Below are 12,701 nucleotides of genomic sequence, written 5' to 3'. Positions count from 1 at the left end.
ACAGCGCCTGACCTCAATCCAGGCTCAGCTGCGAGGTCTTGATGGTTTCGCTCCAGCGCAAGCGTTCCGCCGTGACAAAGGCGGCGAATCTCTCCTGTGCCTGTCCGCCTGGAATACCGCCCATCCGGCTGATTTCGGTAACCACGTCCGGGGCGCGCAGGACCGCGACCAGGTGCTCATGCAGCCTGGCTGCGATCTCCGGCGGCGTGCCGGCTTTCACAAAGATGCCGATCCACGCCGTCGACAAGAGGTTGCCCACCCCGGTTTCCTCCATGGTCGGCACCTCGGGCAGGCTGGGGATTCGCCGTGCCGACGTCACGGCGAGCGGGCGCAGCTTGCCGGCCCGGATATGCGGCAGGGCCTGGGTCAGGTTGTCGAACTGGAAAGTCGTTTCACCGGCCAGCAGCGCGGTGGTCGCCGGCGTGGAACCGCGATAGGGAACGTGAATGGCATCCGTTCCCGTGCGCTGCTTGAGCAGTTCGCCGGTCAGGTGGCTGGTCTGGCCGATGCCGGAGGAGCCGAAGGACAGCTTTCCCGCCTGCGCCCTCATTTGCGCGACCAGGTCGGCGGCGCTCCGGATCGGCGACTGTGCGTTGACGACCAGGACGCTGGGAAAAGAGATGACATCGGTAATCCCCACCAGGTCGTCCGGCTTGTATGGCAGGGTCTTGTAGGCGCTGTAGTTGATGGCCTGCGGCCCGACATTCCCCGCCAGGAGCGTGTAGCCGTCGGCGGGCGCGCGTAGCGCCGCCTGTGTGCCGATGATGCCCCCGCTGCCGGGCCGGTTGTCCACGATGACAGGCTGGCCAAGGCGAAGGCTCAGTTTCTGCGCGAGCAGGCGGATGGGAATATCGATCGTGCCCCCTGCCGCGCCCGGCACGATGATGGTAACCGGCCGCGCAGGCCACGCCGCGCCCGTTTGCGCGGACACAGCCGGGGCCGCCATCATTGCGCCCAGGGCAGCGGCAAGTGCGAGCGCCAGGCGCCTGGTACTGCGGAGTGCTTGCATGGCATTGCCTCTTTCTTCTCAGTGTTGTCCTGTTCACGCCTGCGAGCGATGGTCGGCATCGACAAAGCGCCCGAGATGCGCCGAGGCATTGCCGAGCAGTGCATCGTTGGCCATCAGGCGCTTGCTGTAGTGACTGATCGGGGTTTCGTCCTGCATGCCGATCGCCCCATGCAGTTGCAGGGCGTCAAGCGCAAGCACACGGCTGGCATGGCCAACCATGTACTTGGCGGCGCTGACGCGGCGCGAGCGCTCGGCCGGCGGCACCAGGGACCAGCCTGCAACGGCTTCGCGCACCAGCTGGCGTGCGGCATGCCAGCCGCGATAGTGGTCGGCCACCCGATGCTGAAGCACTTGCTGCTCTGAAAGGGTGCGGCCGAACTGCTTGCGCATGCGCATGTACTCAACCGTGAGGGCAAGCGATCGCCGCATGGCCCCGATGCTTTCCGCGCAGAGGGCGAGGGTGGCAAGTTCCAGCGCGTCGTCCAGCAACGCCGTGGCGTGGTCCGCGCCGCAGAGCAGCGCGGACGCAGGCAGTTCGACGTTGTCGAAGCGAATGTCCGCCGCGCTGCGCCCGTCGTGGAGCTGATAGGCACGCAGGCCGACACCGGCCGCCTGGCTCGGCACATCGAACAGCGCCAGCCCGCCTTCAGGCAGGCAAGCCGTAACAAACAGATGCTGCGCCTGGGCGGCGCCCATCACCAGCCGGTTGACGCCGTGCAGGCGCCAGTGCGCGCCATCCCAGCGCGCAACGGTTTCAGGATGGTGGACGTCGCGGCGGGACTGGCCCTCGCGATAAGCCAGCGCGCAGCGGGCCTGGCCGCTGGCCAGCGCTGCGAGCAGCGGTTCGCGTCCTTCTGCGTTCTCCGCGCCAAGCAGCACCTGCGTGCCGAGGACCGCGCTCCAGAGCATGGGCTCCACCACCAGGGCCTCGCCGAGCGCTTCCAGCAATGGCATGAGGTCGGACAGGGTGCCGCCCAGGCCGCCGTCGCACTCCGGGATCAGCAGGCCGGTCAGGCCCAGCTCGGCAAGGGCAGCCCATGCGGCAGGGTCGAAGCCGTCCCTGGCAGCCACGGTCTCGCGCCTGCGCTCGAAGCCGTAGTGCTTGTCCAGCCAGCGGCGCAGGGTGCCGTCCATGATCGCCTGCTGCTCGTCCATCTGGTCCTGGCGGGGGCGGTCGATCTCGGTCAGTCCGCCGAACACAGCCTTGGCAACGATCTGGCGTTGTATCTCCGACGAGCCCCCGGCCAGCGTGATGCCACGGTAGCGCCAGTAGTGCAGCGGAAAATTCTCGGCATGGCCAGGAGATAGCGGCTCCGGACTGGGCTCGCCATCGATCGCGCGGGGATCGAAGGGCAATGTTCGGGCGCCCAACGCATCCAGCTTGAACGTGTGCAGGTCCTGCAGCAGCAGGTTGCCATCGAGCTTGAGCAGCGAGGCTTCCAGCTCAGGGCTGCCGCCCTGCTCAGCAAACCGCACTGCCGGCCACCACGCGGCTTCGAGCGCGCGCATGCGAATGTCCAGCTCGGCATGCCGGCGCGCCAGCAAGGCATCGTCGATCTGCGCGCCGGGGCCCGGGCGCCATTTGCCGGCCAGTTTCGCGACGCTGGCCAGCTCCGCCTTGCAGTCTCCCACCCGGGCGACGAACAGGCGCTCGATCACCAGCAGTCCCTTGGCGATGGACCAGCCGGCGTGTTCCACGCCCACCAGGTTGGCCGCGGGCACCCGCACGTCGTCGAAGAACATCTGCACGTGGAAGTGCGCGCCGTTGATAAAGCGGATCGGCCGCACCGTCACGCCCGGTGTGCGCAGGTCCATCAGCAGCACCGAGATGCCCTCTTGCTTGCGTCGGGCAGACGGATCGGTGCGGACCAGCACCAGTGCCCAGTTGGCCCACTGGCCCAGGGTCTGCCAGATCTTGCTGCCGTTGACGACCCATTCGTCGCCATCGCGGCGCGCAACGGTGCGCAAAGACGCTAGGTCGGACCCGGCGTCGGGCTCGGAATAGCCTTGCGCCCAGAAGTCATCGAAGGACAGCATGCCGGGCAGGAAGCGCCGGCACTGCTCGGGCGTGCCATAGCGGATCAGCGTGGGTCCGATGGTATCGATGCCGAGATTGTCATAGCGCGGCGCGTCGCTGGCCGCCAGCTCTTCCCGGAAGATTGCCTGCTCCACCAGCGACCATCCCGGGCCGCCGTACTCCCGCGGCCAGCCAGGTGCCGCCCACCCGCGCGCATGCAGGATCCGCTGCCAGCGCACGGCCTGCTCGCGCGTCACCAGGCAATGGGCGCGCGAAGCGGCCCGGATATCGGGCGGGACCACCTCGCGCAGGAAGCTGCGAACCTCCTGGCGGAATGCTTCGAGGCGATCGGCTCGGGAATGATCTGGCATGGTTGGCCCTTTGATGAAAGCACTGCTGGGTTGCGTTCTCCTGACGGGATCACAGTCACCCTGGCGACCATGCCGGCTTGCGCTTCTCCACGAACGCCGCCACGCCTTCCTTTGCGTCATCGGTTACCGCGATATTCCCGAAGCTCTCCACCGCACCGGCTACGCCGCGGCGGTAGTCGGAGTCGTTGGCGCGCAGGAAGGCGGCGCGGCCCATCCGCACGATGGTGGGCGATTTCTCGCAGAAGGATTGCGCCAGCGCCCGGGCTTCGCGCATGACGTCCGGCTGCGGCACGACGCGGCTGACCAGGCCAAGCCGCCAGGCTTCGTCGGCATCGAATGCGCGCCCGGTGAACAGCAGGTCAAAGGCGCGGTGGCGCCCGACGATGCGCGGCAGATGCGTGTAGTGGATGGCAGGGATCATGCCGACGTCGATCTCGGGATAGCCAAATGTTGCGTCCTCGGCCGCGACGATCATGTCGCACGAGATGGCCAGGGTCATGCCACCGCCGCGCGCCGCACCCTCGACCGCCGCGATCGACGGCTTCTTCAGCTGGAACTGCGCCTCGCACAACCCCACATAGAGTTTCTCCACCAGCGCATAGAGCTGGCTCGGTGAAGACTGCTGCACGGCATCGAGCCGCAGGCCGGCACAGAAGCGGCGCGGGATGGCGCTGCCGAGGATGACGGCGCGCACCGAGTCGTCTTCGGCGGCGCGCCGCAAGGCGCCGATCAGATCGTCGATCATGGCCTCGTTCAGCGCATTGACTGGCAGGCTGTCCAGCTGGATTTCGGCGACCTGGTCGCGCACGGCATAGCGGATGGAGGACATGGATTCCATTGAGTGGATATGGGACGGGCTTCAGTTGACTTGGGGGCGGGCTTGCCTCGCGCTCACTACGTGACGGATCCGGCGACCGCCACGATGCCGTCGGCCTGGTAGCGCCGGATCATGTCGGGGCCAAAGCCTGCCTCGCGCAGAATTTCCTCGGTGTGCTGCCCCAGCAAGGGCGGCGCGCGGTGCGCCTGCCGCTTGCCGTCGCGAAACCGCACCGGCAAACCCATGTTCCGGACCGTGCCCAGCACCGGGTGTTCCGATTCGACCACCAGCTGCCGCGCCTCCAGCTGCGGGTGGGCAAGGGCCTGGTCGAGTGTGTGGATGGGCGAGCAGGCCACGCCTGCCACGCGCAATGCCTGCAGCCAGAATGCGACCGGCTGCGTGGCGATGCGGCGCTGCACGAGGTCCACGGTGCGCGCGAAGTTGGCCACGCGCGCCGCATTGGTGGCGAACGCGGGGTCATCGACGTGGTCGTGCAGCCCGGCGACCGTGCAGAAGCGGCGCCACTGGGCATCGTTGCCGACGCCGATCATGAGCGGGCCATCCGCTGCATCGAAGGCCTGGTACGGGGCCATGGCGGGGTGCGCGGTCCCCATGCGCGCCGGCGCCCGGCCGGTGCGCCAGTAGTTCTGCGCCATGTAGCCCATGAAGCCGAGCGCGGTATCGAGCAGCGAGACCTCCAGGTAGACGCCGTGCCCGGTCTTTTCGCGTTCGATCAACGCGGCCAGGATGCCGCTGAAGGCATGCATGCCCGTGCCCAGGTCGACCGGAGAGAAACTGGCGCGCGCCAGCTTGCCTGCCGGATCGCCCATGGTGCTAATCATGCCGCTGAACGCCTGCAGCATGACGTCATAGCCGGGCTCGTTGCCGAGCGGGCCGGTGCGGCCATAGCCGGAGATCTCGCAGTAGATCAGGCGGGGATTGCGCGCGCTCAGGCTGTCATGGTCCACGCCCAGCCGGGCCGCGGTGCCTCCGCCGAAGCCCTGCAGCACGATGTCCGCGCCGGCGGCCAGGGTCTGCACGAGCTGCTGTCCCTCGGCGGTCTTGAGGTCGACCGCGATGCTGCGCTTGTTGTGGTTGACCGAAAGGAAGGTTGCCGACTGGCCCTGCTCCTGCGGCAGCCAGGCGCGGGTATCGTCCCCCACGCCGATCGGCTCGACCTTGACGACGTCGGCGCCGAGTTCCCCCAGATACTGGCCGCACAGCGGGCCGGCCAGCACCTTGCTCAGGTCCAGCACGCGAATTCCTTGTAGCGCAAGCATGGGCAGTTTCAATGGATGTAAAGTCGGATGAGAGGGCCGGGTGGCGGCTATTCCGCCCGAATGCCAATGCTGCGGGCTGCGGCAGTCCAGCGTTCAGCATCGCGGTCGACAAAGGCCTGCACTTGCGCCGGGGCGATCAGGAGCGGCTCTGCGCCACGCGCGGCCAGGGCGCGCTGATAGGCGGGATCGGCCAGCGCCCTGGCCAGGGCCTGGCGCAGCGCGGACACGATCTCAGGCGGGGTCCTGGCCGAAGCCTGGAGCGACAGCCAGTACTTCAGGGCCAGGCCGCCGTAGCCCGCCTCCTTCATGGTGGGGACGGCCGGCAACAGCGGCGACCGCTCTGCCGAGGTGATCGCCAGCCCCTTCAGCTTGCCGCCCTGAATCTGGCCCACGCAGGTGGTCATGCTGTCGAACAGGAAGTCCACCTGGCCCGCCATCACATCGCTGCTGGCCGGCGCGCTGCCCTTGTACGGCACTTCAATGGCCGAGAAGCCGGCCAGCCGCTGGAGCAGCGCACCGTAGATATGCGGAGAACTCCCCGGCCCGTAGGTGGCAAAGGTGAGGTTGCCGGGCCGCTGCTTGCCAAGCCTGACCAGGTCGCCCATGGTCGAGACACCGAGCTTGCCCGGATGGACCACCAGCACGTTCGGCACGGTGGCGGCAATGCCGATGGCCACAAAATCGCGCTGCGGCAGGAAGCGCGCGGCTGGGTACATCAGGGGATTGACCGCCTGCATGCCGACCGTGTTCAGCAGCAGGGTATGGCCATCGGCCTCCGTGTCCAGCACGAACTGCGCTCCCAGGTTGCCGCTGGCGCCTGGCTTGTTCTCGACCACGACCGGCTGCGCCAGCACCTGCGCGAGATGCTTCGCGGCCAGGCGCGCGACGAAATCGCCCGGACCTCCCGCCGCGAACGGCACCACGATCCTGACCGGCCTGGAAGGCCAGCCCTGTGCAAACCCGTGCCGGGCCAGCAAGGCGGCGACAGTGCCGAGCAGCAGGGTGCGGCGGCTGAATGTCATGGCAGTCTCCGGTGTGGTTCCCTTGTCCCTGGCCGGACACGCTTGCCTGGCAGGATGGGAATCTGGTTGCCACTATGGCGCCGGCCTTGCTATAAGTAAAAGACCGTTTCACGATGCCATACATATAATTTCTATATACTGAGCTCCCCGCCTTGTCGCGCGTTTGCTGGAAATCCCATCATGGCCATTGATATACGGGATCTGCGGTGCTTCCTGGCCGTCGTGTCCGCAGGCTCGATCTCGCGGGCGGCCGAGCACTTGCACCTGGCCCAGCCGGCGCTGAGCCTCCAGATCAAGCAACTCGAGCAAGAACTACGCGTCAGGCTGTTCGACCGTACCCAGAGGGGCGTGCTACCCACGGCGGCCGGCCTGCGCTTCGTGAGCCACGCCAAGGACATCCTGACCCGCGTCGACCTGGCCTGCGAGGATGTCCGCGACTTCGTGGCCGAGCCGGCGGGCCGTGTCGCGATCGGCCTGCCCCAGTCCATGGCGCAGATCCTGACCCTGGCGCTGGTGCGCGAGACGCTGGCGCGCTGGCAGAAGATCCAGCTCCAGATCATCGAACTGAGCACGGGCTATATCCCGGAGCGCCTGCTCAGCGGGCACATCGACATCGGCCTGACCTTCCAGGTGGATCCTGGCGCCGGGCTGCTGTTCGAGCATCTGCTGGACGAGGACCTGGTCCTGGTGGGACCCCCTGGCGCGCTCCATGGGGCGCCGAATGCCAGCGGCAGTCCGGGCACGGTCGGCCAGGTCGCCTTCGCCGAACTGGCTGACTACGCCATGCTCCTGCCGGCCGGGCTGCATGGCCTGCGCGCGCTGATCGACCGCCATGCGAAATCCCATCACGTCAGCTTGCGCGTGCTGGCGGAGGTCAACGCCATTCCGCAGTTGATCGAGCTGGCCGCGGCGGGAGTCGGCTTCACCATCCTGTCCTATGCGTCGGTCCGCCGCGAATTGCGCAGCGGCTTGCTGTCCGCGGCCCGCATCGTCGAGCCCGGCATTTCGCGGCCGGTCTACCTGTGCCGCTCTGCCACCACCCCACTGTCGATGGCCGCATCGACCGTGCAAGCGCTGATTTCCGACACGGTGCAGGCCCTGGTCGCCGACGGCCGCTGGCCGGCACACGCTTCCTGAGGCCAGGCTGGCCTACTGTGCAAGCTACGCCCGGGTAAACTGTCGGGAACACCACAATCGAAGCTGCGATGCGGATTTTTGCATCGCACCTTTCCCCCGCCATGCGCCTCATCCTGATCACCTTCGGTACCCAGGGCGACTGCCGCCCCATCGTCGCGCTGGGCCTCGGCCTGCGCGCCGCCGGCCATGACGTGCTGATGCTGGGCGAACGCTCGGCGGCCACGCTCGCGGCAGAGCACGGCCTCGCCTTCGCGCCGATGGCAGGCGATATCCAGCAGACGCTGGCGCCCGGCGGCGCGCTGCACAAGCTGATGACCGAAGGCGGCAACGTCGCCGAGGCCACGCGTGCATTCGCGCGCATTGCCGAGGACAACACCGAGGCGTGGATGGCGCAGCTGGCGGAGGCTGCGCGCGATGCGGACGGCATCGTGTTCTCGGGGCTGACGGCGTATGTGGCGCTGTCGGTGGGCGAGCAGTTGGGCAAGCCGGTGATCGGCGCGGGCATGTTCCCGATCTCGCCGACGCGGGCCTTTCCGTCCGCGCTGCTGCCGCCGTTCAGGATGCCGGGGTGGGCCAATCGCGCCAGCCACCACGTGATCAACTTCGTGCTGTGGCGCATGTTCCGTAGCGCGACCAATGCTGCGCGCTCCAGGCTGTTCGGCGCGTCGGCGCGCAAGGCGATGTGGGCGGACTTTCCTACGCTGTACGCGATCTCGCCGCAGCTGGTCCCGCGCCCGCATGACTGGCATGACGACTGGCTGGTGAGCGGCGCGTGGACCATGCCGCCGCAGCCGGACTGGCAACCGGACGCGCCGCTGCGCGACTTCCTGGCGGCCGGCGAGGCGCCGCTGTATATCGGCTTTGGCAGCATGGCGGGCTTTGACCGGCACAAGGTGGTGACGGCGCTGGTGCAGGCGGCCGATGGCCGGCGCGCGCTGTTCTATCCGGGCTGGAGCGGCATCGACGTGGCGGCGTTGCCATCCAGCTTCCACGTGGTGGGCGCCACCCCGCATGACTGGCTGCTGCCGCGCGTGTCGGTGACAATCCATCACGGCGGTGCGGGCACCACGCATGCGGCCGCGGCGGCGGGCGTGCCGGCGATCGTGCTGCCGTTTGCGGGCGACCAGTTCTTCTGGGCGGGCCGGCTGGCGGCACTGGGCGTGGCGCCGCGCCATGTCGCCGGGCACAAGATCGACGCGCCGCGGCTGGCGTCGATGATCGCCTTTGCCGAGCAGCCGGCCACGCGCGAACGGGCCGCCAGGCTGGGCCGCGCGATGGCCGCCGAGCGTGGCGTCGACCACGGCGTGGCGGCGATTGAGCGCTTTTGCGGCAGGCAGGGCGCATAATCCCGTTCCGCATTCCGCATTCCGCATTCCGCATTCCGCATTCACTGACGCAGGACCTTCCGATGTTGAACCGTACCCAGCAAATCCTTGTTGCCATCGTCGCCGTGGCTGTCCTTGGCATGTTGTGGTTTGCCGGCAATGACCGCCGCGACGATGTCGGCGATGCCGCGCCCGAGGCGCAGGCCGAAGCCAGCGCGGTGCCGGCCAGCGTCGTGCGCGGAATCCCGCGCGATGGCACGCTCGACCCGATCAGCATTGACCCGGAGCGCCCCGCGGACCGGCTGCCGCAGCTCCAGGCCGACACGCTGCTGAATGACTACCGCGACAACCCCAAGGAAGCCGACACCCGCTACCTGGGCCAGTACCTGATCGTCGAAGGCGTCGCCAGCGGCATTCGCCGCGAGCGCGACCAGGTCTTTGTCGATATCCGCACCAACGATCCCGGCGTGAATGTGCGCGCACTGCTGCTGCAACGCCAGATCTGCGGCCCGGCAGGGCGGGTGTGCGAGGTGGAAGCACGAGCCACCATGGTGCGGCGCGGCCAGAAGGTCGCGCTGGAATGCAACGGCGCAGGGCTGGCGGATGGCGCACCGCTGCTGCGCGACTGCCTGCTGCGCGGCGGCGCCAACTGATCGCGCCATCCTAGATTCCGGAGTCCCGCCATGCAATCCGTTCTGTCCGTCCTTGCCATCCTGATCATGGTGGCCACCATCGTCGGCGTGGTTTCGCCCGCCTGGCTCAGCCAGACGCTGTTTGGCGGCAGACCCGTCACGCGGCTGCAGGTCGCAGTGATCGGGGTCTGCCTTGCCGGGCTGTGCCTGGTCCTGGTGGGCCGGCTGGCTCAAGGCGGCGGCGCGGGCGGCTGAGGCGCCACCGCGGCGCAGAAGCGGCCGTTTTGCGCTTCTGTTTGGACGATTGGATCGGCGTGCCGGCGCCTACAGTGTGAAGGTATGCGGTGGCCACTGTGTCTTGCATGGCAGCCCGCCCCAGCCACACAGGACATCCATGTACAAAGCTATGCTGGCAGGCCTTGGCCTGCTGATCACCGGTTGCTCGACCTACCAGGCAGTGACCCCGGTCGACCGGCCCGACCACACCGATCCCCTGGTCGCGTTCCAGGTGCCCGCTGGCGGCGGCCCGCTGGGCAACTACGGCGCCAACGGCACGCTGCTGTGCGTGGTGGTGAACCCGGTCACAGGCAATGACTTTGTCGAGAACTTTCTCTCATCGCTGCGGCGGCGCAATTTTGAGGTGAAGGTGCTGCAGGCGCAGACCTCGATCGCGGCATGCCCGGTGGTGGCGCTGTACACGGCGCGCAGCGCCTGGTACTGGACTGCGTACCTGAACAGCGCGGACATCACCGTGTTCCGCAACGGCGACCGTGTCGGCAAGGCCATCTATAACGCCAACCGCAGCGCGGGCGGGCTCAACCTGAGCAACTTCGTGCAGCCGTCGTCCAAGCTGGATGAACTGGTCGAACAGCTGTTCCCCGGCATGCTGCCGCCGCCCCCGCCGCCGGCGGGCACGGCCGCCCCGGCGGCCTAGCCTGTCAGCAGTCAACCGGAGGGCCGGACCATGCCTCTCTGCGCAGCATCTTGCCGGGCGCAGCCGCGCCCGGCCCAGCGTACCCGGATCAGCGCTCCAGCCGCCCCAGGCGCACCACGGTCACGCCCGGGCGCAGCTGCCGCAGCGACGGCATCACCAGCACGCAATCCGGATACGGCGTCACCACTGGCTCGCCGTCGCGCCAGCCGATTACGGTCCCGGCCTCGGTAAAGGTCTCCAGCCCGGTATAGGGGCCGGCAAAGCGGAAGTCCATGCTGGTGGCCACCACCGGCTCGGTCACGCGCACCACGCGCTGCGTGGCGGGCAGCGGTTGCAGCCAGCCTGCGGGCAAGTCGCTCGCATCGATCACGCCGGCATGCAGCAGGAAGCGCGCGGTGCTGTCCTGCGCCACGGTCACGGCGGCGGGCTCCCAGTGCTGGCCGCACTCGATCAGCAGTGCATTGCGCGGGCTGGCGGCATCGCCAAAGCCATCGTAGTCGCGCATGCGGCGGCCTTCGGGGTGGCCTTCGTCGACGATCACATCGGCCGGCGCGCCCAGCGCGCGCGCCAGGGCGATGCCCTTGTCGAGCGGGCCGGAGACGATCAGCGGCCGGCTTTTCTCATGCATCGAATGCAGGTCCAGCAGCAGGTCGACGGTGTCGATCACCGGCCGCATGGCGCGCGCGCGACGCAGCTCCGATGAATCCAGGCTGGCGTCATCCAGCACCCTGGCGGTCCACACGCGGTTGAAATCCTGGTCGACAAAGCGCGATGCGTCGGGCCTGGCGGCATCGAAGCTGTGGTACGCGTCGACGTTGGCAAACGCCAGCGTCAGCCGGCCGCGGCGCGAGCGCAGTCCGTGGTCCAGCAGCGCCTTGACGGCGATGGCGCCGCAGACCTCGTTGCCGTGGGTCAGCGCGTTGACCATCACGTGCGGGCCGGGCTGGCCGCTGTCGAAGGTGTACAGGTAGGGGATGCCGGTATTGCCGGCGGCGTAGGCGCGGATGTCGGGGAACGCGACATCGACTGGGTAGGCGTCGATCGGTGCGGTGGGCTGGGTCATGGGAATCGGTGCGTTCAGGGCGCCTGGCAGGTCGTATGCCTGCGGGGTCGTTGTTGTGAATCGAGTTGAGGAAGGGCGGCGGGCACTTGCAAGAAGCGACGCCGCCCCGCAACCTCACTTATTCATGAATGCCAGCGGTCTGCACGATGGTGCGATAGCGCCCCGTCTCGCGCTTGATAAAGCTGCCGAACTGCGCCGGATTGGCAGGCGCCACTTCCACACCGGCTTCTGCCAGCTTCTTCTTCACATCCGGCATGGCCAGCACGGCCTGCATCTCGGTGTTCAGGCGCTCCACCACCGTTTGCGGCAGCCTGGCCGGGCCCATCAGGCCGAACCACACGCCCATGTCGACGCCCTTGAGCGCGGGCGTCTCGGCCAGCGCGGGCACGTTCGGCGCCACCGGCGAGCGCTTGGCGTTGGTCACGCCGTAGGCCTGCACGCGGCCGGCCTGGATATGCGGCAGCGCCGACGACAGCACCATTACCGCCAGGTCGATCTGGCCGCCGAGCAGGTCGGTGGCCATGGCCGACGCGCCCTTGTACGGCACGTGCGTGATATTGACCTTGCCCTGCTGCTTGATCAGCTCGCCGGCCAGGTTCAGCGGCGTGCCCACGCCCGACGAGGCATACGACAGCTTGCCCGGCTGGGCCTTGGCCAGCGCAATCAGCTCGGCCGCGTTCCTGGCCGCCAGGCCGGGCTTGCCGACCAGCACCATCGGCTGGGTGCCGACGAAGGTCACCGGCACCAGGTCCTTTTCGCCGTCGTAGCGCACGGCGGGGTTGGTCAGGCGGGCGATCGACACTTCACTGCCCGAGCCCATCAGCAGGGTGTAGCCGTCGGCCTCGGCCTTGACCACCTTGGCCGCGCCGATGGTGCCGCCGGCGCCGCCCAGGTTCTCGATCACCACGCTCTGGCCCAGGCGCTTGCCCAGCTCCGGGGCAATGGTCCGGGCCACCAGGTCGACGCTGCCGCCGGCGGTGTAGCCCACCACCAGCGTGATCGGCTTGGCGGGCCAGGCGGAGGCAACGGCGCCGGCGGAAGCGGCAAGGCAGAGTGCGGCAGCGGCCGCGCGCAGGATGGTCTTCATGGTCTTG

Annotated in this window: 12 protein-coding genes; 5 read left to right on the top strand and 7 right to left on the bottom strand. The window is 68.3% G+C overall.

Going from position 1 to position 12,701, the window contains the following annotated elements:
- Window positions 1-13: 13 nt before the first annotated feature.
- From C265_RS25250 to C265_RS25230, 5 genes are all read right to left on the bottom strand, one after another.
- Window positions 14-1,009 (bottom strand): tripartite tricarboxylate transporter substrate binding protein, encoded by a 996-nt coding sequence (locus tag C265_RS25250; RefSeq protein ID WP_010811469.1) that lies wholly within the window; start codon window positions 1,007-1,009, stop codon window positions 14-16.
- A 33-nt stretch (window positions 1,010-1,042) separates the two neighbouring features.
- Complete coding sequence (locus tag C265_RS25245; RefSeq protein WP_010811468.1) at window positions 1,043-3,397, bottom strand: acyl-CoA dehydrogenase family protein; 2,355 nt, start codon at window positions 3,395-3,397, stop codon at window positions 1,043-1,045.
- A 55-nt stretch (window positions 3,398-3,452) separates the two neighbouring features.
- The gene (locus C265_RS25240; protein ID WP_010811467.1) at window positions 3,453-4,226 is read right to left on the bottom strand and encodes an enoyl-CoA hydratase/isomerase family protein; all 774 of its coding nucleotides are present in this window, start codon (window positions 4,224-4,226) and stop codon (window positions 3,453-3,455) included.
- Between the two features lie 65 nt (window positions 4,227-4,291).
- Window positions 4,292-5,494, bottom strand: a complete 1,203-nt coding sequence (locus C265_RS25235; protein ID WP_037025277.1) for a CaiB/BaiF CoA-transferase family protein — start codon at window positions 5,492-5,494, stop codon at window positions 4,292-4,294.
- Between the two features lie 47 nt (window positions 5,495-5,541).
- Entirely contained in the window at window positions 5,542-6,516 is a 975-nt protein-coding gene (locus C265_RS25230) for a tripartite tricarboxylate transporter substrate binding protein (protein WP_010811465.1), read from the bottom strand.
- A 180-nt stretch (window positions 6,517-6,696) separates the two neighbouring features.
- On the opposite strand from C265_RS25230, the gene C265_RS25225 reads away from it, so the two are divergent.
- The 5 genes from C265_RS25225 (at window position 6,697) to C265_RS25205 (ending at window position 10,544) form a co-directional block, all read left to right on the top strand.
- Complete coding sequence (locus C265_RS25225; RefSeq protein WP_010811464.1) at window positions 6,697-7,653, top strand: LysR family transcriptional regulator; 957 nt, start codon at window positions 6,697-6,699, stop codon at window positions 7,651-7,653.
- 101 nt (window positions 7,654-7,754) lie between these two features.
- Window positions 7,755-8,999, top strand: coding sequence for a glycosyltransferase (locus C265_RS25220; RefSeq protein ID WP_037025275.1), 1,245 nt, complete (start codon window positions 7,755-7,757; stop codon window positions 8,997-8,999).
- A gap of 62 nt (window positions 9,000-9,061) precedes the next feature.
- The gene (locus C265_RS25215; RefSeq protein WP_010811462.1) at window positions 9,062-9,631 is read left to right on the top strand and encodes an OB-fold putative lipoprotein; all 570 of its coding nucleotides are present in this window, start codon (window positions 9,062-9,064) and stop codon (window positions 9,629-9,631) included.
- A gap of 30 nt (window positions 9,632-9,661) precedes the next feature.
- A complete protein-coding gene (locus C265_RS25210) occupies window positions 9,662-9,865 on the top strand; it encodes a hypothetical protein (RefSeq protein ID WP_010811461.1) in 204 nt (67 codons plus the stop codon).
- Between the two features lie 139 nt (window positions 9,866-10,004).
- Complete coding sequence (locus tag C265_RS25205) at window positions 10,005-10,544, top strand: Sbal_3080 family lipoprotein (protein ID WP_010811460.1); 540 nt, start codon at window positions 10,005-10,007, stop codon at window positions 10,542-10,544.
- Between the two features lie 88 nt (window positions 10,545-10,632).
- On the opposite strand, the gene C265_RS25200 is transcribed toward C265_RS25205, so the two are convergent.
- Both C265_RS25200 and C265_RS25195 read right to left on the bottom strand, forming a co-directional pair.
- Window positions 10,633-11,607 (bottom strand): M14 family metallopeptidase, encoded by a 975-nt coding sequence (locus C265_RS25200; protein WP_010811459.1) that lies wholly within the window; start codon window positions 11,605-11,607, stop codon window positions 10,633-10,635.
- Between the two features lie 118 nt (window positions 11,608-11,725).
- A complete protein-coding gene (locus C265_RS25195) occupies window positions 11,726-12,694 on the bottom strand; it encodes a tripartite tricarboxylate transporter substrate binding protein (protein ID WP_010811458.1) in 969 nt (322 codons plus the stop codon).
- Window positions 12,695-12,701 lie beyond the last annotated feature (7 nt).

The sequence above is a fragment of the Cupriavidus sp. GA3-3 genome (assembly GCF_000389805.1).
Taxonomy (GTDB): Bacteria; Pseudomonadota; Gammaproteobacteria; order Burkholderiales; family Burkholderiaceae; genus Cupriavidus; species Cupriavidus necator_D.
Note: the sequence above shows the minus strand (reverse complement) of the source record. Positions and strands in the feature narration are given on the sequence as shown.